Origin of the sequence: Belliella pelovolcani (genome assembly GCF_900156785.1) — a bacterium.
GTDB classification, from domain to species: Bacteria; Bacteroidota; Bacteroidia; order Cytophagales; family Cyclobacteriaceae; genus Belliella; species Belliella pelovolcani.
Window position 1 is genome coordinate 1 of record NZ_FTOP01000020.1, and the last position, 26,013, is coordinate 26,013.

21 protein-coding genes are annotated in these 26,013 nt (G+C 37.8%); 8 read left to right on the forward strand and 13 right to left on the reverse strand.

Annotated elements, in window-relative coordinates:
- On the forward strand, nt 1-223 hold a 223-nt coding region (locus tag BW935_RS18585; RefSeq protein WP_217695381.1), incomplete at its 5' end, for a hypothetical protein.
- A 25-nt stretch (nt 224-248) separates the two neighbouring features.
- Here BW935_RS18585 and BW935_RS16295 read toward each other — a convergent pair.
- From BW935_RS16295 to BW935_RS16320, 6 genes are all read right to left on the reverse strand, one after another.
- The gene (locus tag BW935_RS16295; RefSeq protein WP_076502855.1) at nt 249-2,087 is read right to left on the reverse strand and encodes an Eco57I restriction-modification methylase domain-containing protein; all 1,839 of its coding nucleotides are present in this window, start codon (nt 2,085-2,087) and stop codon (nt 249-251) included.
- A complete protein-coding gene (locus BW935_RS16300; protein WP_076502856.1) occupies nt 2,084-2,644 on the reverse strand; it encodes an HNH endonuclease in 561 nt (186 codons plus the stop codon). Before BW935_RS16300 ends, BW935_RS16295 begins: the two co-directional genes overlap by 4 nt.
- Nucleotides 2,637-3,293 carry a hypothetical protein gene (locus BW935_RS16305; RefSeq protein ID WP_076502857.1) on the reverse strand — a complete coding sequence of 219 codons (657 nt, stop codon included), beginning with the start codon at nt 3,291-3,293 and terminating at the stop codon, nt 2,637-2,639. The genes BW935_RS16300 and BW935_RS16305 overlap by 8 nt, the downstream gene beginning before the upstream one ends.
- Nucleotides 3,294-3,304: 11 nt before the next feature.
- The gene (locus BW935_RS16310; protein WP_084565979.1) at nt 3,305-5,743 is read right to left on the reverse strand and encodes a sensor histidine kinase; all 2,439 of its coding nucleotides are present in this window, start codon (nt 5,741-5,743) and stop codon (nt 3,305-3,307) included.
- Between the two features lie 37 nt (nt 5,744-5,780).
- Nucleotides 5,781-5,906: a helix-turn-helix transcriptional regulator gene (locus tag BW935_RS18800; protein WP_262484376.1), complete on the reverse strand. Its 126-nt coding sequence runs from the start codon at nt 5,904-5,906 to the stop codon at nt 5,781-5,783.
- 330 nt (nt 5,907-6,236) lie between these two features.
- On the reverse strand, nt 6,237-6,497 hold the full coding sequence (locus BW935_RS16320; RefSeq protein ID WP_076502858.1) for a hypothetical protein: 261 nt from the start codon (nt 6,495-6,497) through the stop codon (nt 6,237-6,239).
- Nucleotides 6,498-7,018: 521 nt separating this feature from the next.
- On the opposite strand from BW935_RS16320, the gene BW935_RS18130 reads away from it, so the two are divergent.
- Nucleotides 7,019-7,387: a hypothetical protein gene (locus tag BW935_RS18130; RefSeq protein WP_175606685.1), complete on the forward strand. Its 369-nt coding sequence runs from the start codon at nt 7,019-7,021 to the stop codon at nt 7,385-7,387.
- A 563-nt stretch (nt 7,388-7,950) separates the two neighbouring features.
- Here BW935_RS18130 and BW935_RS16335 read toward each other — a convergent pair.
- From BW935_RS16335 to BW935_RS16355, 4 genes are all read right to left on the reverse strand, one after another.
- Nucleotides 7,951-8,328 carry a TIR domain-containing protein gene (locus BW935_RS16335; protein WP_076502861.1) on the reverse strand — a complete coding sequence of 126 codons (378 nt, stop codon included), beginning with the start codon at nt 8,326-8,328 and terminating at the stop codon, nt 7,951-7,953.
- A gap of 7 nt (nt 8,329-8,335) precedes the next feature.
- Entirely contained in the window at nt 8,336-9,193 is an 858-nt protein-coding gene (locus tag BW935_RS16340) for a RipA family octameric membrane protein (protein ID WP_076502862.1), read from the reverse strand.
- A gap of 176 nt (nt 9,194-9,369) precedes the next feature.
- A complete protein-coding gene (locus BW935_RS16345; RefSeq protein WP_076502863.1) occupies nt 9,370-10,446 on the reverse strand; it encodes an AbiTii domain-containing protein in 1,077 nt (358 codons plus the stop codon).
- Nucleotides 10,447-10,657: 211 nt separating this feature from the next.
- Nucleotides 10,658-11,047 carry a hypothetical protein gene (locus BW935_RS16355; RefSeq protein ID WP_076502865.1) on the reverse strand — a complete coding sequence of 130 codons (390 nt, stop codon included), beginning with the start codon at nt 11,045-11,047 and terminating at the stop codon, nt 10,658-10,660.
- Nucleotides 11,048-11,477: 430 nt separating this feature from the next.
- Between BW935_RS16355 and BW935_RS18485 the strand changes: the two genes are divergently transcribed.
- The 5 genes from BW935_RS18485 to BW935_RS16370 all read left to right on the forward strand — a co-directional run bounded on the left by BW935_RS18485 (nt 11,478) and on the right by BW935_RS16370 (nt 19,185).
- Nucleotides 11,478-11,633: a hypothetical protein gene (locus BW935_RS18485; protein ID WP_175606654.1), complete on the forward strand. Its 156-nt coding sequence runs from the start codon at nt 11,478-11,480 to the stop codon at nt 11,631-11,633.
- Between the two features lie 1,343 nt (nt 11,634-12,976).
- On the forward strand, nt 12,977-14,335 hold the full coding sequence (locus tag BW935_RS16360) for a TlpA family protein disulfide reductase (RefSeq protein ID WP_084565980.1): 1,359 nt from the start codon (nt 12,977-12,979) through the stop codon (nt 14,333-14,335).
- A gap of 52 nt (nt 14,336-14,387) precedes the next feature.
- Nucleotides 14,388-17,606, forward strand: coding sequence for a SusC/RagA family TonB-linked outer membrane protein (locus BW935_RS16365; RefSeq protein ID WP_076502867.1), 3,219 nt, complete (start codon nt 14,388-14,390; stop codon nt 17,604-17,606).
- A gap of 10 nt (nt 17,607-17,616) precedes the next feature.
- The gene (locus BW935_RS18490) at nt 17,617-17,760 is read left to right on the forward strand and encodes a hypothetical protein (RefSeq protein ID WP_175606686.1); all 144 of its coding nucleotides are present in this window, start codon (nt 17,617-17,619) and stop codon (nt 17,758-17,760) included.
- A gap of 75 nt (nt 17,761-17,835) precedes the next feature.
- On the forward strand, nt 17,836-19,185 hold the full coding sequence (locus BW935_RS16370; RefSeq protein ID WP_076502868.1) for a RagB/SusD family nutrient uptake outer membrane protein: 1,350 nt from the start codon (nt 17,836-17,838) through the stop codon (nt 19,183-19,185).
- A 71-nt stretch (nt 19,186-19,256) separates the two neighbouring features.
- Here BW935_RS16370 and BW935_RS16375 read toward each other — a convergent pair whose 3' ends face one another.
- Both BW935_RS16375 and BW935_RS16380 read right to left on the reverse strand, forming a co-directional pair.
- The gene (locus BW935_RS16375; RefSeq protein WP_076502869.1) at nt 19,257-19,544 is read right to left on the reverse strand and encodes a hypothetical protein; all 288 of its coding nucleotides are present in this window, start codon (nt 19,542-19,544) and stop codon (nt 19,257-19,259) included.
- Between the two features lie 127 nt (nt 19,545-19,671).
- On the reverse strand, nt 19,672-20,127 hold the full coding sequence (locus BW935_RS16380) for a MauE/DoxX family redox-associated membrane protein (RefSeq protein WP_076502870.1): 456 nt from the start codon (nt 20,125-20,127) through the stop codon (nt 19,672-19,674).
- A gap of 1,291 nt (nt 20,128-21,418) precedes the next feature.
- Here BW935_RS16380 and BW935_RS16390 point away from each other — a divergent pair.
- A complete protein-coding gene (locus BW935_RS16390) occupies nt 21,419-22,714 on the forward strand; it encodes a nucleotide sugar dehydrogenase (RefSeq protein WP_076502872.1) in 1,296 nt (431 codons plus the stop codon).
- A gap of 1,835 nt (nt 22,715-24,549) precedes the next feature.
- Here BW935_RS16390 and BW935_RS16400 read toward each other — a convergent pair.
- Nucleotides 24,550-25,932, reverse strand: a complete 1,383-nt coding sequence (locus BW935_RS16400; protein WP_076502874.1) for a TIGR00341 family protein — start codon at nt 25,930-25,932, stop codon at nt 24,550-24,552.
- Nucleotides 25,933-26,013: the final 81 nt, after the last annotated feature.

A 26,013-nucleotide genomic window follows, 5' to 3' on the forward strand; every position in this document is an offset into this window, starting at 1 on the left:
AAAAAGACCTTTATCAACTTCTCCCATCAAACTGGGAAGAATACCGTCCAAAATAAAATCCATTCTTTACAAGATGGGGTTGGTCGGAGGGATACAAATGTTAGGCCTTCGCCCTTCTTTTTCTGTCGTCTTTTTCATTGTCAATTCTTGTCTGTTTTGGTGCGTAGGCTTAGTGGATCTTTTGCAAAAACTTTGGCTTGTGAAATGGCTTGAGCGGTTTTGAAAAATGTGCCACAAATAGCGAGGGCTTATGTCACTTTTAATTCATACTTGTCTTCAAAAAATTCATTCAATACATTTTGGTCTGTCTCTTCAATTAAAAATTTCCTTTCTTTTTCTGTCAGTTCACAAACTCCAAAATTCTTAATGTAATTTCCGTTCAATGAATAATATTCAGAAGAGTAAGGCTTACTAGTCGTCTTGATGTAATACCAGAAGATGCTGGATTCCATTATTTTTTTTATAATTTCCATTTCTGTCTCTGAGCTACCAACTACCGCAAGTCCGTTGTAAAAAAGCAAGTCGTCATCAGAATTAATGATGAAATTTGGTGTCCTGTCCGAATACTTTGGGAAGAACATTTTATTTTTTATCTTCTCTAATGATTGCGTTCGGCCAAAAGCAAACCAGTTTTCATAATTCCCTTTTCCCTTATCTCTCTCTGCTAAAATCTTTCTTTTGTTCTGTAGATATTTATATGCTTCAGGAAAACTTTCCTTCATTAGATTCTCATCAAGTAGCTTAGGTTTTTCTTGTTGGTCGTATGGGAAAATCACTTTCTCCTTAAGGTTATTTAGACTAACCTCTCTGCTTAACTTATTCGAGTTTACAATATCCTTGCAAATGCCTTTTTCAATCTTGTAAAGACTTCCGTTTTGTAGATAGAAATAGTTCTCGTCTTCGTAAACTGGTCTAAAAATATAAATATCATTCTTTAAGGTTGCTATACCGTGTCTCGTTTGATATAATTCACCAAATGGAATTCCTGTTGACTCAATTTTTGATATTGTTTTGTTGTCCTTTAAATTCCAACCTTTTTTAGAGTCAAGAATGTTGTATTTAATTTTCTTAAAAGAGTGTTTACCTGCCAGCTGTTTTGTTTCTGATTCTGCATATGAAATGAATTGCTGTTTCTTGTTTTCAATGAAACAAATACAAGTATAGGTGTTCTTTGATTTAAAAACCTGTTCAGAGCCAAAGTCTATAATTGAAATAGCAAGTTCTTTTCTTTGAAAATAATCTCTTAAAGCTCTTCCATTAAGACTTTTGAAAAATGAATTCATAGTGATGAATCCAAGAGTGCCATTTTCAGCCAAATTCTCAATTGCAATTTGGAAAAATGGAATGTATAAGTCTGAGTTACCTGATTTACAAACTTCCCAATTCTTTAATTTTTCTTTAGTTTCTTTGTCAAGATTTCTTGCACAAACATATGGAGGGTTTCCTAGTATAATGGAAAACCCATTGAAGTCAGCTATCGCAGTACTCCAATCAAAATCTAGGGAATCACCCTGAAATAAGTTGAACTGAAATTTTTCTATATCTTCTCCTGATTGCAAAGCCAATAAGGAGAGAAGCAACTTAGTTCGATTAACTGAATACTCTTGGATGTCTAAACCGAAGATGTGGTTTCTAAATATTTCTGAGTAAGTTTTGCCTGTTCTCTTTTTTAATTCAATAGATGCATTGAATAAAAAACCACCACAGCCCATTGCGATATCAGATATTTTAATAGAATTATCTATGGCGTTGATTTTCTTAAACGCTTCTAAAACGATAAAAGACCTAATGTTTTGAGGTGTATAAATCGCACCGTTAATAATTCTGTCTGCTGGAGAAATAACAAATTCAAAAAGTTCAATGAGTTCTTCGAATCCAAATGCTTTTGTATCTGAATAGATTGCTGATACAAATTCAAGAAGTGATGAGTGTTCCTCCTTACTTTTGCTACTAATGGAGTACAACTTAAGAAGTTTATTTTTCTTTAGCTCTAATTTGTTGATTTCAAGAAATGCAGAAATAATAAGCCTGTCCACATGTTCTGGAGTTGTAGAATATTGACTTAAATATTTGAAAGCGTTTTTCATTGAATGGCCCTGAGGTGTCTTTTGTAATTATTATACCGCATTGTAACTTCTACTAATAAGGATTTTGCAAGTTCGTTTTGTGAGTGTTCTATTAATTCTTGTAGGATAAACATCCTCTGTTCAAGTTGGTCTAGCATCCAAATTATACTATGTCTTTTAAGATACAACTTCAATCTTATGTACATATATCTTGCCGCTTCAGATTCCGTTCTAGGGTAGATATTTCCTAATTCATCTCTGTAGAAATGTGTATTGTAATCTTCATTTACAGGGTCAAGGTATGAACCCACATCATCACTTTTAGCTCTATTAACGAACGAGCAAGAATAAACTAGATTATCGTAATCTGTTTCCAAATCGGGAAACTTGGATTTGGGTTTAAAATGATCAATTTGAAAATTTGGTTTGCCTCCAAACCAAAAATCTAGACAATATGTATATCCACATCTATTTTCAAAGTCTTGAGCTAAGAAATCTTTGTACCTTCTATAGTCTGATAATTTTTTACCAGCATAACTCCTTTTAGGCGGAACTTCTCTAAATGGTAATTCACTCATCTTTCTTCCCTAATGATTTAGCCAGTTCATCAACCTTTTTTAGTAACTGAGAAAGTTCTGATGCTTCTTTATCATCCCTCAGAAGATTCGATATTCTACTTTCTTTATCTAATGCTTTTTCTATTTTAGAGTCTAATTCAGCCAATTCTTCTTTTTCCAAAGCATCAAGTTTTCTTTTTTTGCTCTCAGCAATTAATTCTAAAAGTCTTTTTTCGTCAGTTTCTAATTTGTGTTTGTATTTTTCAATTTGAAGTTTTATTCGTTCAATTAATCTTTGATTTTTTGTTATGTTTCCTGAGCCATCAGCTAAATATTTCTCACCTTTCTCGTATACAATATTTACATCATCACTTTTACTTATAGCTTCGGGTTCATATGAAGTGAAAATAAAAACAGGAAACCCCTCTCTTTTAGATAAGAAAAGGTTGATGAGGTCTGTACCATCGTATTTAATATCACTTACCTGTTCTGAAAATTCAAAATCAGATATTACTGCATCAACATGGTTTTCCAGAATAGTTAAACATGTTTCTTCTATTGAAGCTTTTGGAGTAATTGGAATTACTTCAAAAGTGGGAAAACAAAATCGTTGAAATTTTCCGATTTCTTCATCTGATTCATCAATATATGCAATTTTGAATTTACTCATCGATTTTCTATTTAATAATGCGGCAAAAGAATTTTTATTTTAAAGTTTGGCCTAGCTTCTAATATTTCAACTTCTCCATTATAACCGTCAACATTAGATTTAATAATCCACATTCCAAGTCCTGTACCTGTCTTTTCACCTGTTTTATCATCTCTTTTTGTAGTGAAAAAAGGTTGAAAAATTTTATTAGGTTCAATAATTTCATCTAAAAGACCTGGGCCTGTATCTTCGTAAACTGTACTTATTCCTAATTTTTCATTGAAATTAATCGAGAATCTTATTTTAATTTGTCGATCAGGGGAAGAATCTTCCCGTTTAAATGCATCTACAGAATTTACTATAAGGTTATGAAATATTCCATCTAAATCGATTTCGTGACCTTTAAACCGAACATCCAAAAAATTGCCTTTGTCCACTATTAATTTAATATTTCGTCTTGATAGTAGAGGAGTCCAAATTCTTTTTAAACTTTCAACATAAGCCACTAAATTAATCACTTTGCTTGTGCGTTTATCTTTCCTGACAGATAAAATTGAAAAATCTAACCATGCTTTCAATCTGATATCTTGATTTTTCATATCCTCCAACATCTTGTAAGGATTAAAAAAATCAGGAAGTTGACTTACTTTAGCTTCGTCTACTACTTGATTAAGGACTTCCAAAAGCTCATATGTGCGAGGCAATATACTATCAGCATGATTTTTAAATTCATGAGCAAAGGATGTCACGATCAAACCGGCGCTAGCCAATACTCTTAAAATCTTTTGCTCATCCTGCAACTCCTCAATATCTTCTTTATATGCTTCTATTGCATTTATTAAAGTGTCTTTGTCAGCACTAGGATCAGATGAGTCAGAATCACTTTTTTTATCCTTTTTATTCTTAATTATCCTATCTGCCTCTTCTTTGGCTTTAGCTTTTTTATTATTCTCGTCATAGATCTTTTTGAGAGTCATCATTATTTGATTTCTGTCTTGCTCAAAAATTTCTATTACTGATTTCAATATCTCTTTGAAAAGTGTAAATGTGTCGTTCTCTTGAAGTCCCTCTCGGCTTGACTTATCTTCAAAATTAATATTGTCAATTCTCGAAATATTTACAATACCATATACTTGTTGTGGACGAACTCTATAACCTGGTCTTGTAACTGTTGGATTACTTAACGCTCTTTTACCTAAATCTAACCAGTCAAATGAGCTGCTTTTTGTTTCACCATATGGGCGTACTCTGAAATTGTCTCTAAAAATTTTGATTCCTCCAAATTTATCAAGCCAACTTGTTCTATTACTATAATTTACAGCCTTATAAGGATATTTGCCTACCTCTTCATCTTTTTCTTGGCCGCCACCTCTTTTCATAAAGTAAAATGAAAACGTAAATGCTCCAATTTTACTAAGGTTGTTGTTTTTATCAATTCCTTTGTATCCAGCTATCAGCGTTTCTAGCTTAGTTGTAATTTCAAACTCACCTTTCTCAAATGCACTAAATTGGTATTGCGGTTCATTGAGTTTGGATTTTTCAAAAAATCCAATTCTCCTTAAATCACCAAAGTTTAATTCGTTACGTGAAACTTTAATTGAAACCGATTGACTATCGTTTACGGTTGCAGTAACTTTATAATCATAATCGTCACATAACGTTGGTAGAACCTTACCATACTTATCAGGTTCTAAGGTGCTATAAAGAAATAATTGAAAAATATTCGTTTCTAAAGGTGGTACTAGAATTTCTAAATTGGAGTACAAAGATTGAGTAGCTCTTTCATCCCAAGTATCTTTAAGATTATCAATTGAAATTAAGGTTCCTTTTTCTTCCTTCCAATGGTCAATAATAGGTTCTTTTAATCCAGTGAAATTTTGCATTTCAATAATTTCACCCCAAAAATCACTATTACCAATTTGCAGAGTTGCTTTAATATCTGATATTACTGCTCCTGAGTTGTCAAACTGATTCCAATCAACATCCCAAACAAGGCTCTCAGAATCTAAAGTTTTGGTTATCATAACGCTAGATTTCCCGAGTCTATCCAATGCAAATCTACCAATCCCTTTAGCCCCTGTTTTTATTCTTGATTTCGTTTTAAAATTAACTTTCTTATCATCAGTTCCAATGGTCATCCATTGATTACGAATGATTTTTTCTGTCATTCCATCACCGTTGTCTAATATGCGAATACTGTCATTAACAGGGTCGATAATTATTATGCAAACAGAAGCATCTGCGTCATAACTGTTTTTTACTAACTCAATTATAGCTCCCTCAGCATTTGCGAAGTTTTCTTGTCCAATTAGTCGAGCCGTTCTTGCTGATACAGTAAATGGAATTTGAGTGATTTCTAATTCTTCGATTTCTTCATTAATGGATGCAATCAAAGCACTATCTGGCTGGACTTTTTGAGTTTCATCAGAGAGCCTTTTTTTTAGTTCTAATATTTTGGTTGCATTATCCATTTATCTATTTCTGTTCGTTGTTTATCAAGTCAGTAATCTAAACACCAAGTAATTCAGCAATTGAAGCTAATGTATTCAAAGTAGGTTGTACGTCATTAGTGCACCACCTAGAAATTGTTGCTTCGTTTTTACCAAGTTGTTCGGCAAGCCATTTACTGCTCAGGTTCTCCTAAACTAGCACCACCTTGATTCTATTTATTGCTTTTAGGCTCATCTAAATTGCATTCGGTGCAAAGATATTGATTTTAAAAGAAATTGATCTGGTTTTCTGTTTCTGCAAAAGAGCAAAATTAAATGTGTTGAATTTTTTTAAACTTTAATATTATATTTATTTCTTGAATTTAGGATTATTTGAACTGAGTAAAATATAATGATAAACACTATCTTATTTTAAGAGATAGCTTACCAAACCTACCCATTCCCCCACAAACAAAAAATACCATGAACAGGGTATTTTTACGGATTAAATTAAGGTTTTTGTAAATATAGGGGATTAATTGAATGGGGTTTTGATGATGAGCCCTTGTGAACTCAGTTCTTTTAGGTATAATTCAACTTTTTCAAATTCTCCTTGATCAAGGTATTGGATGGTTTGGCGGATTGAGTCTTTGAGTTGTCGGCCTTTGGAAAGTCTTTCGAAAGGAAGCTTTTTGTTGCTTAGGCAGAGGTGGATGATTTTCGCTTGAATTCTTGATTCAAGGGTACTGAGCTCGGCTCTAAGTCTCTCTTTGTTGATTTGATTGTCATTTTTCATTCTAATAATATAAAATGATTATTGGGATTTTTTTGTTAGTAGAATAACCAAAGTGTATAAATCTTAGAAGGCGAAGACCAGAACAAGTTGAGTGAATTAGCCGACATTAAACGACTAATTACCGTTTATTTAAGAATCAGTTTTTTAAACTTGAATATGAAAATGGGATTTATATTGTATGAAGCAATGGAGGATGGGGATCAATAGAAAATCTTCAATTATCCAAAAACACTGATTCTTGAAATGTGTGAGAAAGTCATATTTGTAGTAAGACACTCTGAAGATAGCCAGGTAATTAGTAGAAAGCGGTTTAATCGCTCAAGCCAACTGTAGGCTGGTCCCCTACCTTTTCAAGGTGGGGGATATTTTTTTGATTGTTGTCATGGAGGCTAGTAGCAAGGCTAAGAAATAGTTTGAAAACTAGATTATACATGATCCAAACCCATCTGCATCGAGCAGGATTGAAGACTTTAACCACCTTGAGAACTATTTATATATACTTGACCAATTTATCTTCCAATATGAAAAAATCAGCAGACAGAAATTGTAAAGATTGTGGAATCAGAACAACAAATCCGAGATACAACTATTACATGGTGACCAAAGATATTTGGAATAAGTATGGAGTAGGGAATGGAATGCTCTGTCTTGAATGCTTACAAAAAAGAATCGGGAGACCTTTCCGAAGGGAGGATTTCCCTCTTATACCTTTAAACTTTGAAAATCCCTTCACCAGATTGATTATCTTTCCTTCCGGTGACGATTATGCTCTTCTTAAGAAGAGTTTGGAAGAATATGATCGGGCTTATCTCGCAGCTAAAGAGCAAAGAAGGCTTACCAATATTGATATTAGTAAATTAGAAATAAATAAATCAAAAATAACCGTCTAATGCGGGACGGTTACACGGGAGATCCAGGATTTCCTCCCGAATAGGGATGGCCTGCCTCCCGATAGGGATGGAGTTCCTCCTATCTGGGAAGCCAGCGATGGCCTTGAGCGCTGATGTAACTTGTCCCAATTATATCAGAGCCTGTCCCGTGGCATCACGGGAACAAAAAGTAAAGAGCATCTCTACCTACCAAGCCCTTCACCCTGCGGATGTCAGTCAACAGCCACGTATCCCGATGGCTATCGGGACCCTAATAGATTTTCACATCAATCAGGGCTTTTTGCATGGACTTTTCTCTAGTGGGCTAAATGTTATAGGGCGTTTTTCTTCTCTTCATCAATTGTTCATTTCTTCATTTTACCTTTCCAGTAGTTTAATGTGTAGGCCAATAATGTCACGACAAATGAAATACTTGTTAAACTGCTCAGAATTATACCAAACCAATAAAGTGTGCATAATCTAAAATACTCAGCTGTCCCAAGAGTCAGTAATGCTAACAATAATCCCCAAAGATTTTGGTTAAGATTAATTTTGAAATTATCTGCGTTCATAAAAAATACTTTTTAAAGTCCATTAACAAAATCTGCAATGTTTGCCCAAGTCCAAGTTACTTTTTTTATACCATTCAATTCGTTAGGAGAATCAAATATGTTACAACCTGTCATATAGACTCCTAATATTGGGATACCTTCTTCTTTTGCACAATTGATTTCCCAAATTGCTCCATCAGCATTTTTTAAGTTTTTTGAAATTAGAACTACGACACCATCACAACCCTTTATTTTAGTTCTGCATTTAGTTTTCCATTCACTACTCCAAGGTTCCTTGACTGACATATCCACTAATTCATAAGGAACTTTGTCGTGTCTTGCTTGACCTACAAATAGGTCTCTAATTCTTGCATCTTCAATTGCAAAGCTTGTAAAAATTCTTTTTGCCATTTTATTTTTATTTTAGATGATTGCACATACATTCTGCTAGATTGAAATTTTGAAATAATTCATAGAGCAAATAAATAATTTCAATAATTAGGGTTAGATAAATGAATAGTCTGAAACGTGTTACTATTTTAGTTTCTGTTTTTGTATTTGGTTCATAATCTATTTCCTGAGTTAAGATTCGCCATTCTTCTTCGAACATATTAGTTCGTAACTCTTTTTCAATTCTGTCAATGACTTTAAATTTCCCTGTATTTAATTTTCCGTATGATTTTACTAATTTTTCCCAAAAATAGGTCGTCAGTAATGCGAGGGCTGTTAGAATTGTCATTGCGACAACACTCAAAGGAATAAAACTGTATGTCTTGCCTAATACAAAGGCTACTGATAATATTGATGATGTTATTGTGAAAAACAAGTTATTTACTTTCATCCTTGCATCAGTCACCTTCTCTGTTGAGCTTACCATTATTTTGTATTGCTCAATTTTAAGCAGTCGGTCACTAACAAAAATTTTGTCGAGATACTTCAATGTCTGATTAGAGTTGTCAAATACTTGAAAACCTTGGCAAAAAAGAATAGATTCTTCAGAAGCGTTTTTGAGTTTAATACCAACTATTTGTTTATTCAGGCTCTTTGCTTTTGCATATTCCCAAATTATCTGTTCGCTTTTAAATGTTTCTTCTCCGATTAAGAATGCTACAAAATCACTTTCTTTTAGCTTAGCTTCAACAATTTCTTTCCAATTGTCAACGTGTTCAGTCTGTTTTAATATTGCAACAGTATTTTCTGAATCTTTCAATAAAGCAGAAATGATGTCGTCTCCTTCATCTTTGTCAGTACTTCTGTAACAAATAAATATTTTCATTTCTGTCTTATTGTTGTTGGTCGTCTTTTAAATTGCCCTATAACGGTCAAGTATAAGCGTAGTGCGGGATTTCAAAGCGATTCACTGTCTGCCCGAGTAAAGTTTATTTGGAAAAAAAATGCTTGATTTTAACTTTTCAGCTCGCATTATGCTTATACAATGTTGTGCAAAGTTTTTCATAGTTTGAATGGTTTAATTTCTTTTTGTTGAATTTCTTCAATCTGTTCAGAGACATCTGTAAAATGAATTGTGTTTTTACTTTGAAGTTTGCTGTGTAAATTGACAAATTCAATATTTTGTTCTAATTTAAGGTTTAATATTTCTCTTCCTGCAATTCCTTTAGGTGTAATTTCATCTCTTTCGCTTTTTCCAAAATGAGCAAAAATGAATTTATTCTGATTAGTCTCAATTTCATCTAAAATCATAGAAAACTCAAAACCAACACCACCTTTCATTGAGTCTGCTTTTTGCTTATAAGTTGGAGAGAGTATTGTTATTATTTTCTGATTAGACTCAAAGGCTTCAATCATCATTTTTTTGAAATGAATTGCAGTTTCTTCTTGAGTTTTTAATCGATCCATTGATGCGTTATAGCCTTTTTTTCTTAAGAAGTCTACAAATGAAATAACAGTATCATTGTGTTGGTCATTCTCCCAAGCATACGTTACAAATACATCAATTCTCTCCCTTACTACTTTAGTATTAGATTCTTTTTGCACATTTTTTAGTGATGTTGGTTTTGCTGATTTTTGTAATCTTCTTAGGTGTTGAATCAGTTTTTCCCGTACAACTGTTAAAATATTTTGAAGGGTACTTTTCCCGAATTGATGGAAAGCTTCAAGTACGGTTATATTTGGATTATTGTAGTTAACAATTTGGTTAAGTGAACTCACGAGTTCTTGTGGAAGCTGTCTTTTTACTATATCTTTAGTAATGTTTTTTAGGTTGTCTTGAATAAAGCCAATACCATCAGGTATGTGAATGATATTAAAATCAAAACCCACTTTTTCTGACACAGTTGATAAATCAATTGGAGTATTGTTTTGGATACCATATGCAGTTTGAATTGTACATATAATTTCACCCTTAATTTTCCTGTAAGAAGGTATTTCTGAATTGTATCCATTCAATTCGTTATTAATAAATTGTTCGAGTTCTGTATCATTATAGGACTCTGCATATTCATTAGCTTCAAGGAGTAATAGGTTTAATTCTCCTTCACCTTTTAACAGTCTTTGTATGAGTTCTTTCATTTTTTAAAATTTTGCACAACGAGTTTCTTCACGCCACTATGGCGTGAAGCATTCCAATTCGGAGTGATAGATGCCATTATGGCGTCTATTTCCGAATTATCAAACCTACCTATTCCCTCATAAACAAAAAATACCCTCTTCAGGGTATTTTCATTCTCAATAGTTAGTGCTCCTATTTTTTTGTTTTGATTCACTTTAATATTAGTTGATTCTATTGTTTTAGTAGCTTTTCGAGCTCAGATATTCTTTCTTTTAGTGAAATATTTGTTAAAAGAATTTCGTGATGCTTTTCTAAAAGAGTATGGTATTTTTCCTTCCATTCATTTTCAATATTATCACTTTTTATTGAATTCAAGCTATTTAACTTATTCTTAAAATTTGGATATGATGGTTCATTTATTATTTCTGGAAATTCAATTGAAACATCGTGGTTCATAGCTATACCATACTTCATAATTATTTCAAAAGGTAAGTCTTGCTTTTGAAAATGCTTATATATAGTACCATCTTTATACCCTGCATCACTGGCTATTTTAGAACCAGTTTTAGCGTGTGCTTTTACTATTGATTTAAGAATTTTCCCCCTGTGTATTGTTTCCAAAATAACCCCGTTTATTACTATTAAATAGATTTACAAGTTAATCTTGAAATATGTGTAAATAAAATATGTAAAAAGTTGTATTTATATATAATAATATGTATTATTGTCTATTGATAATTCTTTAAGTTTGAAGGGTTATATGAAATTATCATATTTTACAACTGAATTAAAGTTTATCATAGATTGAAAAATATTATATTCGTGAATAATTCGATTTGATTTTCGAAGCATTCGCACTGCTGTCTCTTAACTGAAAACCGCCAAATTCAATAAGGAACGAGACGAAGTGGGAAATGCTCACGCCATTGGCGTGAGCTACTCGCTTGCTTGTTCCAAGGTGCTTGGCGGTACCTCAGTTTAGGCAAGAAAGAGGGCTCACACCAATGGCTTTATTTTTTGCTCAAGAGACGTTTTGATAAAATTTATTATTATGAAAGCGAGCACTACACACATCAATCTTTTTGCGCGACCGCAGCACACCTTGCCAAGCAGGGTGGAGGGTTTGGCTTGCACTTCCCCTTATCAGCTCGGTAGAATCATCTCCCTACAAGAGATTCAGCGCAATATCATCAAATCTCCTGTCTGAGATCTGCTTTCGGTCTTGACTATCCCATGGACTGCTAGCTAGAGCCCTCAGGATAGCTCAGGTATTCCCATTCGAGACGAGCCCCCGATGAACTTCGTTTTTCCAACCTATCTACGCTAATGGGTGCGCTCGCAATCTTTCTGATCATATAGCTCCTGCAGAAGCACCATCCGAAAGATCCAATACTTATTTCTTAGCCATCAGGAACTTTTCCCTGTTCTTGTACCAGCTGAAAAAACGCAAGTTTTTCTAGCCTGATACAGCTATGCCCTTTTTTTACAAGAAAGGATGCATAACCCAAGGAACAATGTGAAAAGTAAAGCCTCAATCATCCCCAAGATGATCAAAGGATACCCCTATGCCAAATCTTAAATCTTCCCGATAGCTATCGGGACTAAGATCTAAGATTTAAAGTCACAACCCTGGCCAGTGTCTTCAATTTCTAACCCTAAAAACAAGTAATGCTAAACTGGTTGGCAGCGGTCCACATTGCTGCGCACTGCGCTGGGGTTTTTCTTACATGTCGACAAGCACGAAACTCAATAAGTCGAGGCAATTTCCTCAAATCTCTAAAACCTTCGAGGTCAAAAAAAGACCTCAAAGGTTAATGCACACACTTCAATCAACCAATAACCCAATTTTCTAATCCCTAATTCCCAATAACTAAATCAACCATTAACTAATCAACCCCGACCCCTCGGGGCTCAATCAACCAAAAACAAAAAACAACCCCCCATGAAACCTACCAAATTCCAAACCTTCAAACACGAATCCAATCTTCCAATTTTCAAATCTTATAATCTTCCAATCTATGACCCCAACCTTCCAACATTCCAACTTTCTAATACCTAATAACCCAATAACTAATCCCACCCCGACCCCTCGGGGCTCAATCAACCACCCCGACCCCTCGGGGCAACCCCGATCTTTCGGGGCAAATAACCACTAACCCCCAACTTTCAAACCTTTAACCTCCTTTCCCATGAAACCAACCCGTCCCCCTACCTTCCAATCACACCCCGATCCCTCGGGGCTGAAATCTCCCCGACCCCTCGGGGCTGAAATCCCCAGGGCCTCCCCGTCTACTTTCCTCATAAGGTTAAACGACGAATATAAACCCAAGTAGTCCGGATACACACACGGTGACGACACTACTGGACGGTGGAGTGGGGGAGTTCACTCCCCAGGCCGGCACAACCCCAAACAACCGTAACCCCGCCGGCCTCCCTTTCTTCTTGACGAGACCTTTGAGGTTTCCAAAAACCTCGAAGGTCTTCACTAAACCACTACCCCGACCCCTCGGAGCAAATAACTATTAACCCAGTAACCAAATACCTAATCCCATGAATCCAATTAAACTTCCCAAATCACTTTTCAACAGTGTCCATCCGTGTTCATCTGTGGTAAAAATCCTTCTAACCCTCTTCCTCCTACTAGCTACAAAAGTAGCCTTCGCCCAATCCCCACAAGCAGTCGGAGAACTGAAAATCGGCGACCAAATCCCCGACTTCAAATTCACCAATGTTATCAACAATGATGGAGAGCCTATTAAAATCTCCGACTATAAAGGCAAACTTCTGATCCTCGACTTCTGGGCAACTTGGTGTGCACCATGCATCGCGAGCTTTCCCAAGTTAGATAGCCTAGACAAAGCCTTCGGAGATGATCTAGATATCCTTCCAGTCACCTATCAGGACAAAGAGGAGGTAGCAAAGCTTTTTTCTCGAATGCCCAAGCTGAAGGACATCAATAAGCCCATGGTTACGGATGACCTTGTCCTCAAAACCATTTTCCCACATAAAATACTCCCACACTATGTATGGATAGATCAAGAAGGGAATGTGCTGGCATTTACCGAATCCTCTGAGGTCACAGCAGAGAATATCCAAAAAGCTTTAGAAGACAATGCCCCCATGCTCAACCAAAGAGACATGACTTTACTAACCTCATACCTCGAGCAGCCCTACTTTGAATCCAAAATTATTAAGCCAGAATCACTGCTTTTTCAAAGTTCCATAGCTGGTTTTACAGAGGGGCTTATTGGGGCTTACAAAGTCCATTTTGACGAGCACAGAAAAGTCGAGCGAATCATTGTCAATAACATGGGAATCATCCAGCTCTACAAACTGGCCTATGGAGAACTTACAACTACTTTCTCTCAAAATCGGCTTCGACTAGAAGTTCAGCACTTAGACAATATCCAATTCGATGGTTCTGGCCAAAAATATACCGACTGGAAGAAACAAGGAAATGCCTTTTGCTACGAACTCTTTTTGGCTGAGAATTTCAGAGATGCCGCTTTTGAAATCATGCGGGATGACCTCAATCGCTACTTCCCACAATATAAAGCCCAGGTAATCATGGAAGATATAGATATCTGGGCCCTTGTAATTACAGATGAAGAAAAAGCAGCACAGTTGAAAACCAAGTGCTCTGAATCCACACTCAAAGACAGCTTCTCAGAATTCTCCATGACCAATAGGAAAGTAAGTTGGCTGATTTCCATACTCAATACCAAATACCTCCAAGACTTGGATGCCACCCTAGTGGATAAGTCAGGATTGAGTGACAATATCGATTTGCAGCTGCAAGGAAACATGACAGATATACAGAGCATCAGAAAAGCCTTAGAACCTTATGGCCTTGACTTCATAGCCCAGAAAGAAAAATTGCCAGTCCTAGTGATCTCAGATACATATTAATTACAAAAGAGTACCAAACTAATTCAATTGTCTCAATCTAAAATCAACAACCATGAAGAAAATTTTACTCTCTTGCATGCTTGCCTTTGCTGTACAGTATAGCATGCTGGCGCAGAATGCCACACTACTCAAAGGAAAGGTGGTCAACCAATCGGATAACGCACCACTTCCAGGAACCATCATCTATGCAGATGAAAATAGGGCAGTAGTCACTGATGAAAATGGGGAATTTCAAATTCAATTACCAGAAGGTAAAGTAGAATTGACCATCAGTTACCTCGGCTTTGAAACCCAAAAAGTCACCCTTACAATTCCTTATAATGAAAACCTTATTATCAAAATGTCGGATGAAGGCTTGGCTATGCAGGAATTTGAATTGGTGTCGACAGGATACCAACAGTTGCCCAAGGAAAGAGCTACAGGTTCCTTTGTACAAATCGATGGAGAACTTGTCAACAGAAGAGTGTCTGTAGATATACTAGACAGGCTTGAAGATGTCACTCCTGGCTTAATATTCAATAGAAGGGTGCAAGGCAGAGATAGACCTGACCTAAGTATCCGTGGGAGAAGTACCATTTTCGCCAATGACCAGCCACTTATCGTCATTGACAACTTCCCCTATGAAGGAAATATCTCAACGCTCAACCCCAATGATGTAGAAAGTATAACTGTCCTAAAAGATGCCGCAGCAGCTTCTATTTGGGGAGCAAGAGCTGCCAATGGCGTGATCATCATTACTACCAAACAAGGAGCTTTCGACAAAAAGATGAAGGTGACTTACAATGGTAATTTTACCTCAAGTGAAAGACCCGACCTCTTTTATAGACCTCAGATCAGCCCTGCTGATTTCATTGGCCTTGAAAGGGAACTCTTTGCCCAAGGAGTTTACAACAATGTTGAGAATTCTATCGTGAGAGCCCCAGTATCACCAGTCGTTGAACTATTGATTGCACAAAGAGATGGACGTATTGATCAAAATACCCTGGATAGTCAATTAGCATTACTCGCCCAAAGGGATGTTAGGAATGACCTCCAGCAGTATTTCTATAGACCTTCAGCTCACCAGCAGCATAGTTTCAATATCTCAGGTGGATCAAAGAACCACAATTACGCAATTTCTCTTGGTCATGATAAGGTAGCCAACAACCTGATAGGAAATGGAAGAGATAGAACTTCAATAAACTTCACCAATACTTTCAAATCAGACAACAACAAACTTAAGGTCAATACAGGGATTTACTATACAAATGCCATTACCCAAAATAACAACCAAGGTGAATCCCAAATGAATTCAACATCAGGACTAGGACTCTCACCTTATGCAGCTTTGGTAGATGATATGGGTAACCCTATCCATATTGTCAAGGATTACCGAAGAGAATTTATAGAGGAAAAAGAAGCCTTAGGTTACCTTGATTGGAGATATGCTCCATTGAATGACCTTGACGAAATTGACAACAAAAGCACACTCAATGATTATAGAATTAACTTTAGAGGGTCTTATGAAATTATTCCAGGGCTTCAGGCTGAGTTAAGTTACCAATATTGGGGAAGCCAAAACACGCAAAACCATCATCGCTCTGCTGAAAGTTACTTTGTAAGAAACCTCATCAATAGATACACACAAGAAAACCCAGATGGAACCCTGACAAGACCAATTCCACTGGGTGGAATCTTAGATTTTTCACAAGGAAATTCCAGAGGTCACAATGGTAGGTTTCAAATAAACTACAATAGAATATACCAAGACAAACATCAGGTCACTGGTATCGCCGGGACGGAAATCAAAGATGTAATTTTTGACTTAACCAGAACCAGGTATTTTGGATACAGAGATGAGCTGGCTTTCTCCGAACCCGTTAATTTAATCTCCGAATTCCCGCTCTCAGTAAATAGAGCTACCCAATCTCGAATTCCTAACCTACAGGGTTTATCTGGCACTACCGATAGATTTCTTTCTTACTATACCAATTGGGCTTATGTTTTCGACAATAAATACGGTCTTTCCGCAAGTGCAAGAAGAGACGCTTCTAACCTATTTGGTGTCAATGCAAACATGCGTGGAGTCCCGCTTTGGTCAGTAGGAGGATATTGGCAGGTTCAGGAAGAAGGCTTTTACAATAGCAGCTGGCTTCCATACCTCAAAGTCAGAGCGACCTATGGGTACAATGGCAATTTAGATAGAACCATCTCTGCATACATCACTTCTGCATTCTCTGGCTTGAGCACCAATACAGGTTTGCCATTTGCCCGAATTCAAAACCCACCAAATCCTAACCTAAGATGGGAAAGAGTGAGTACGACAAACCTCGCCCTAGATTTTGAAATGAAAAACAGCATTCTTTCTGGCTCTATTGAATACTTTAGCAAAAAGGGGATTGATTTGATAGGAAGCATCCCTTATGCACCTTCTACTGGGGTGACTACTTTCAGAGGGAATACAGCTTCTACGCTGACCAGAGGACTTGACCTCACATTGAGATCAACACTTGTGGACAAAGGAGTCAGGTGGACTTCGGAGTTTTTCCTGACTACCTTGAAAGAGGAGGTATTGGATTATGAACTGCAAGCAGCAGTAGCATCCTATCTGCAGAATGGAGCTGGGGCTCAAAATTTCCCACCTGTACCATTGACAGGCAATCCATTGTTTGCAGTCTATAGCTATCAATTTGCAGGCTTAGATCCCACCACAGGTGATCCAATGGGCTTTTTAGACGCAGAACCCAGCTCAAATTATTCCGCTGTAATGAATGCTGTGACACCCGAATCGCTGGTATTTCACGGAAGTGCTACCCCGACTGCATTTGGAGCTATGAGAAATAATGTCGAATGGAAAAACCTCTCCCTTTCTTTCAATATAGCATATAGACTGGGCTATTACTTTAGAAGAGAATCTGTAAGGTATAGTATCATGTTTAGCGGCAACCCACTCCATGGAGATTACACAAGTAGATGGCAACAGCCAGGAGATGAACTCACCACAATCGTCCCTTCAAGGCCGCTGACAAATAATGCACAAAGGGATAATTTCTACAGCAATTCGTCCGCACTCGTCGAAAAGGGTGATCACATCAGACTGCAAGATATTCGCATCGCCTATACACTTGATAGGAAAAGTTTCTCAAGTCTTCCTTTTCAAAGAGCCGAGATATATGCCTACATCAATAACATAGGCCTATTATGGAAAGCGACAGATCAACCAATAGACCCTGATTTTAGATTATTGCCTCCGCAGAGAAGCCTTTCTCTAGGTCTTAGAATTGACTTTTAAATAAACAATCATGCAGCAACTAATTTCAATTACAAGTTTAAACCCAAATCCCAAACCATTAATCGATATTTTGATCATTACAGATGCATTCCCAAATGATAAAATACCTGATAAAAATCCACAACAAAAACGAAATGCTCATACGCTTAGATGACTTTCAACCGTCGACAGACTTTGATGCTACAAGCATTACTGATGAGCTTATTTGAAACCTTAAATCGACATAATCATGAAAAACATATCATATTTACTCTTGTCCCTAATCCTCCTTACTTCTTGTGAGGATTTTCTAGATGTCAAGCCAGAAAAGTCTCTGCTATTACCCGAGAGCCTCATTGACTTGCAAGGTTTACTGGATTCAGATGCCTTGGTGATGAACATTACACCAGCGCTACAAATTGCCGCTGCTGATGAATTACTCCCTACTCCGCAAGGGTGGAATGCCATTCCTGAAATTCAACGAAATGCCTTCACTTGGGCGGATGATATTTATGAAGGGGGCTTGGTTGGTGACTGGAATAGGCCCTTTGAGCAAATATTCTATGCAAATGTGGTTTTGGAAAGATTAGAGCAAGTTCAAATCAAACCAAACGAAATAGCTTGGAAGGAGGAAATCAAAGGTGCCGCTTTGTTCTTTAGAGCTCATGCCTATTTCCAGTTATCGCAAATGTTCATGCCTCATTACAGCAGAGATGTTGCGAATGAACCATTGGGGATGCCTTTGAGAGATTTTTCAGATGTTTCAACTATTGTTCAAAGGGCATCTATTGAAGAAACTTATGAGTTTATGTTGACTGATTTGAATGAAGCCATTAGCCTCCTTCCTGAATCAGCTCAATTCAAATCTAGACCTTCAAAACAAGCAGCTTATGCCTTACTAGCTAGGATTTACCTGATAAGAGGAGATTATCAAAACGCCGAAAAGTTTGCAGATCTTTCCTTAGCAATTAATAAGGAGCTAATGGATTATAATAACATTAATCCAGCACCTGCCAGACCTTTTCAGAGGTTCAATCAAGAGGTGGTTTTCAATACCAATTCCATAACCTATACATTTTCAGCATTTCCAACTATTCCCGTTGATCCAAATCTATTGAACCTATATGAGCAGGGTGATTTAAGATCAATTCTGTTTTTTGCAGCCCCTACAGCTTTTGGAAGAGCATACAGAGGTTCATACATGGGTAATTTATTGTATTTCACAGGAATAGCCAATGATGAAATAATCATCATAGCTGCTGAAGCAAAGGCTAGGCAAAACAAAACCAGTGAAGCAATCGAACTTTTGAACTACCTATTGGAACATCGGATTGATCACACTGTTTTTCAGCCATTAGCAAACCTCACAGCCCAAGAAACATTACAAAGGGTTCTCCTTGAAAGGAGGAAGCAATTGGTATTAAGAGGTCTTCGCTGGTCTGATATTAGAAGATTAGCAAATGATCCAAATACAGCTATTACCTTACAAAAAGAGATTGTAGGAGAAACCTATACCCTCCCAATTAATAGCCCCAAGTACACCTTTCAGATCCCTGATAATGAACTTCAAAGAAGTGGCATGACTCCTAATCCTAGATAATTAACAAAGAAAGGGTGAAATCAATGATCTCACCCTTTACTTTATTTAATTGATGATTTTATACCACATCGTTATTTTGTGGTCAGTCTAATGTAATCCCCTTCAACTATTGTTGTAAGAATAGGGTCTTCGTTTACTGGATCATCATTGATGTAGTTGGCAGTACAGATATTTGAGCTTTCGTTACAGATATAATCTGTCCCTATCACAAACTCTAATGCTGTCAAATTATCCCATTCTTGCGTCATTGGATTGAACGCAAATACAGGTGACTGTTTCGGCTGCGTAAATGCAAAAGCAAATACCGCTGCCAACATCAGCACACCTCCTCGTAGGAGGTTTTTAATCACATTGTTCATGGTTGTTAGTGTTTATTAATGAACTATCCAGTCGATTCAGCTTTCGCATTTTTGAGAGGGTCGACTGACTATCCCCCTGCTGTTGCTATGCTCCTACCTGGTAAGAGAGATAGCGTTACGGATTTGCCTATTTGATCTTTAATAGATGAGAATTTTGAGTTTTTCTTTTCTTCTTCACTAAGAAGAAGGCACTGATGGAAATAATTAGAAATACAATATTGAATAGCAAATGCGCTCCCCAACTTAGCTTACTGATCACTCCGCCACATGAACAAGGAATTCTTCCAAAAAACCCAGTCATCACTATACCTATATACAAGGTGAATGCAGTCATAAATAGGATGCTTAGCTTGATTCCCAAACCTCTAAGTGGAGGAATTACCAAAAACACAGCAGTGATCAATTCCATAGGAGGGAGCGAGTAGTAGATCAAATTCACCATCCAATCAGCAAAAACCTGATTTTTCAAACTGTAATAAGTCTGCTCAGCATCTATAAGCTTACTGATTCCGGTATAAAAAAATAATGCTGCAAGCAATAATACACAGATTTCCAAAACAATATTTCTAACCCCATCTCCCATAATTCAAGTTTTTCTCACCTTTGAGTTATGGCAATAAAGCTCAGATTCAGAATCAACATTTAAAAATCAAATCGACAAACATCAAAATTCAACGGTCAAACACCATCCCACAGCCGACAACCACCATCCCAAAAACTCAAAACCCAACTAGTTCATGCTCCTCCCAGCCTCCGTGGCAATTCCAATGAACCTCTACGCATTCCCTTTCGTGCCAATCCCAGCGCTACAGCGCTCCAAATTCAAAAACATTCCAACCCCAAACCCCTTACTTCACCACCCCGACCCCTCGGGGCATCTCAAACTCCTAAAACTCCCCTTCGTGAAATTCGCGCAATTCGTGGTTCCCTTTTTTCTTTTACCTTTTTCTTTCCTCCTTTACTTGGTTCAACTTGTCCGCCGTGGCGGATTGTACTTTGTACCCTTTCCCCCTCAACAGTTAAGCAGCCCCGACACCTCGGGGCAATTAAACATTTTTTCCCTCATCCTTCCATCCCTTTGCCCCTCAGCTGTCCTTTGCGAGCCCCTTTAACCTTTAACCTTTTTTCCTCTTTTACTTGATTCACCTTGTCCACCGTGGCGGATTGTACTTTGTACCCCTTTTCTCTTTCCCCTTCCACTCCTTTGCACCTCAGCACCCTCCCGTACCGGGACAAGTTCTGCGAGTACGAGAGCCCTAGCAAAGTAGTACCAAAGTAGTATCAAAGTAACACCAAAGTAGTACCAAAGTAAGGGATAGTGCGACCTTTATGTTTAATTCCTTTCTCCTCTTATCCCTTTTTTCTCCCGATCCCCCGGGACACCCCGACCCCTCGGGGAACCAACCTTACAACCTGGCCCGTCACTAAAATGATCCAATGGGATCATTTCTCAACGTTCCGTCCTCCTTTAACCTTTTTTCTTTTCCCTTAAACCCCCTAAACAGTTAAGCAGCCCCGACACCTCGGGGCAATTAAACAAATTCTTTCCCCTTCGTAATTCGATATTTTACTGATGAACTTCGAATTCTAACCAACTCTCCATATATCGTCGAAGGCAAATATCTACTTTATATCGCAAAGCATATATCAACCTCTACCCCCTTTAACCTTTTTCCTTTTCCTCCCAACCCCTCCGTTGCGTTCGCCGCGCCATTCGTTGCGCCCGTTGCGAGAAATCCTTTACCCTTATCCTTTTTTCTCCCAACCCCTCGGCGCTGAAATCTCCCCGACCCCTCGGGACTGAAATCTGAAATCTAAAATTTAATCCCCAATCCCCTTTTTCCCTTATCTTTACCCTTCTTAAATTAAAAACAATGCAAACAGCTTTTTCAAAAGACCTCAACAACTCCAAATTAGCAATCATAGGCCTAGGTTACGTAGGATTACCACTAGCAGTAGAATTTGCAAAAAAATATAAAGTATTTGGTTTTGATATCAACACCACAAGAATCAATGCCCTCAAAAAAGGCTTAGATGATACCTTGGAAGTGGAGGAAAGTATTCTAAAAGAAGTAGTTCATGCTGAATCATTGATGCTAACCAACCAAACAGTAGATCTGGCGGCAGCAAACATTTACATCATCACCGTACCCACACCTACAGACAAACACCATAGACCAGACCTCAGCCCGCTGATAGCTGCTTCCAAGACTGTCGGACAAGTACTCAAAAGGGGAGATATTGTCATTTATGAATCCACAGTGTACCCAGGCTGTACCGAAGAAGACTGTGTGCCAGTACTTGAGCAACAATCAGGACTAAGCTTCAATACGGACTTTTTTGTAGGATACTCACCAGAAAGAATCAATCCAGGAGACAAGCAACATACCCTTACCAAAATCAAAAAAGTAACCTCAGGGAGTACTCCTGAAGTTGCAACTTTGATAAACCAGCTATATGCAAGTATTATAGAAGCTGGAACCTTCCAGGCATCTTCTATCAAAGTGGCAGAAGCAGCCAAGGTGATCGAAAACTCCCAAAGAGATATCAACATTGCATTTGTAAATGAACTCTCCAAAATCTTCAATCTACTTGAGATTGATACCAAAGAAGTGCTAGAAGCAGCAGGTACCAAATGGAACTTCTTGAATTTCTCCCCAGGGCTAGTAGGGGGACATTGTATTGGAGTAGATCCTTATTATCTAGCACAAAAAGCCCAAGAAGTAGGCTACCATCCAGATATCATCCTAGCCGGTAGAAGGGTCAATGATAGCATGGGCAAGCACGTCGCTACTGAGTTGATCAAACACATGATGCGAAAAGACCTCAAAGTCCTAGAGGCTAAGGTGCTTATTTTAGGTTTTGCCTTCAAAGAAAACTGCCCTGATTACCGCAATACCCGGGTGATTGATATCTATCATGAATTGCGTTCATTTGACATGGAAGTCGATATATATGACCCATGGGTCAATAGGGGAGAGGTAAAGCGTGAATATGGTGTAGATCTGCTAGATCAATCACAACTCCCAAATCTAAATCAGTATTCAGCCATAGTATTAGCCGTGGCACACCAAGATTTCCTCAAACTGAATCTCAAAAAATCCAACAACCAAGTCATCTTCGACGTCAAATCCACTCTTCCCAAACAAAACGTCGACGCCAGACTATAAATCCCATCCCAAACCCTCAGACGTTTCACTTTCCCCCTAAACAATTAAGCAGCCCCGACACCTCGGGGCAATTAAACATTTTCATTCCCTTCCATCCCTCCGTCCTCCTCCAACCCTCCGTGGCAAATTACCAAAGAATCTATGCACGATCCATTCGTACCAATCCCAGCGCTTCAGCGCTCTAAATTAAAAAACACCCCAAACTAGCTTATCCATTTTAAAAGCAACCTGAACATCTCAAACTCCTAAAGCCCTATTTAGTGCAATTAGAGTAATTCGTGGTACCCCTTTAACCTTTTTCTCCCGATCCCTCGGGACACCCCGACCCCTCGGGGAACCAACCCTACAACCTGGCCCGTCACTAAAATGATCCAATGGGATCATTTCTTAACATTCCGTCCTCCTTTAACCTTTTTTCTTTTCCCTTTTTCTTTCTTTCCTTCCACTAAAAAAAGAAACGGGGCACAGGAAACCGTAAATCCCGTGCCCCAAAAAAATAAATAAGATCTTTGATAAGGTTCTAAAAATCAGTTCAAACTTCCCTTATATAGTGCCAGATGAAAATTAATATCAAAACGTTTAATCACCTTCGTAAAATTACTTAGCCGTCAACCCAAAAAAAATACCCTGTTCAGGGTATTTTTCATCTCAATTGCATCCAAAATTGTAACTTTTAAAGAGAATAAGACATTTCTCAGCCAGTCTATCACCTCTTCAACCCCCAACCTCCATTCCTTTCCAAGACTCCATTCTATTTCGCCGCAGGCATATTTCTATAGTATTTCGCAAAGCATATTTCACTCCATAACTTGTCATCCTTCCAACCTTCCAACCTTCCAACTTTCTACCCTTCCAACCCAATCTTCCAATCTTCCAATCTTCCAATCCCTCTTCCCAAATCAACTAATAACTCAATAACTCAATAACTCAATCCCTAGCCTCTCCAATCCCCCAAAGAAAAAATCCGATCATTTACCTCCCACAGGGAGGATCTGCGTAATCTGTGCGCCCCCCAATCTTCCAATCTTCCAATTTTTCAATCTTCCAATCCTCATCTCCTAATCACTTTCCCGATTCCTCGGGGAACTAAATCCCTCCAACCCCCATTCAACCACATAAAAAAGGCGGGGTGATGAATCAAATCCATCACCCCGCCACACTCTCGTAGAATACCAAAAATCAGTCAAGCAATTTCTACATAGTTTTGGAATAAAATTAAACGAAAAAGTTGCTTAAATCACCCACAACAAAAGTAGACAGCCTATCACAAATAAAAAATACCCTGTTCAGGGTATTTTCACAATAATTTATCCCAATTATCATCCATAAAGTTAAATTCTCTTAATCCTTTGCCCCTCTACACTCTTAGCAAGCCCTTTCACCTCTAACCTAATTAACTTAATCAACTCAATAACTAATTCCCCTTACCCTTCACATCCCCACGGGATCTCTCCTAAACAGTTAAGCGATTAAACAATTAAACAATTTCTTTTCCCCTTAGCGAGCCCTTTCACCTCTAACCTAATTAACTTAATCAACTTAATAACTAATTCACCTTACCCCTCTCATCCCCACAGAATCTCTCCTAAACAGTTAAGCGATTAAACAATTAAACAATTTCTTTTCTCCTTAGCAAGCCCTTTCGCCTCTAACCTAATTAACTTAATCAACTCAATAACTAATTCCCCTTACCCCTCACATCCCCACGGGATCTCTCCTAAACAGTTAAGCAGTTAAGCGATTAAACAATTAAACAATTTCTTTTCCCCTTAGCAAGCCCTTTCACCTCTAACCTAATTAACTTAATCAACTCAATAACTAATTCCCCTTACCCTCTAATCCACAATCAACGCCACCGTATCAGCCTTCGTCCTCACCTTCAACCATTCCTCAAAGCGCTTCAGCTCTTGATTTCCTGGTCTTTGGCGAAACCTCGCATATGCCATCAATAAAGTGTCTTGCTTATTCTCAGCAATATTGGCCAATACAGCCCTATTCATCGAGAAAGTCAACAGACCAGTATGATTCACCTTCGCTTCCTTGGCTAGATCCATGACCTGTCTACTAGATTCCGCATATTGGGACAGCTCACTCTCCAAAAAAGCAATCTTCTGATCCTTGCTTTGTAGCAATACCTCGTTACGCTCGTACAGATCCTTTAATACATCCGAACGCAGAAGATTCAAATCAGGTGTGCCATCACCACTTTGTTTGATCTTTAAGTAAGTTTTAGGAAGATTCATGACAGGGAGTTTCTTCTGTAGGCGCTCTATTTCCTCATCAGAGATCCGTTCGCCCACCAAAGACACCTCAATCCCACTACTATCAGAAGCGAAACTATAGGTACTGGCTATGACCTGTGTCCTTGGAAAATCCATCTCAGTTAAGACAAACTGTTTCGCATTTTTCTCCCAAAATGTCCTGGTTACAATATTGTAAGCAAGATAAATACTCGGAATGATTGTCAACAGGGTAAAAATGGTGATGTAACGCTTTACAGTCTTTTCCCTGTTTGGATCCAAAAACTCCTTCTTGGGAAACTTCATAAATCTTACAATCAGATAAGTCGACAAGCTGATGAAAACAGAGTTGATGAAAAACAAGTAGAAGGCACCAAAGAAATAATACAAGTTACCAGTGGCCAAGCCATAGCCTGCGGTACAAAGTGGGGGCATCAAAGCGGTAGCGATTGCCACCCCTGGAATCGCATTCGACTTTTCTTTTCTTGAGCCAGCCACTATGCCAGCCAGTCCACCAAATAAGGCAATCAATACATCCCAAATACTAGGTTCTGTCCTTGCCAAGAGTTCCGATTGAGCATCATTCAAGGGCGTAAAAGAAAAGTATATCGTACTGGTCAAAATACTGATGACAACAGCAATCCCCAAGTTCTTCATGGATCGCTTCAGCAATTCAAAATCATTGATCCCAGCAGCCATGCCTATACCCATGATCGGACCCATCAAGGGAGAAATTAGCATAGCACCAATAATCACTGCCGTGGAATTTACATTCAAGCCGACGGATGCAACGAAGATAGCAAAGATCAAAATCCAGAGATTGGCACCTCGAAACTCAATGTTTTTTTTGATATAATCTATGGTCTCTAACTCATCTTCCTTACCCTCATGCAAATCAAATCTATCTTTGAAAAAGAGTAAAACTTGTAGTATTCTATTCCTTAATCCAATCGGTTGCTTATCCTCTTGCTGCTTCATTTTCGTCTTTTAATTCCAACAACCAAGATATAGAATTTTTTAAAAACTACAGCCAAGCCCACCTTTTTCTGGTTCAAGACT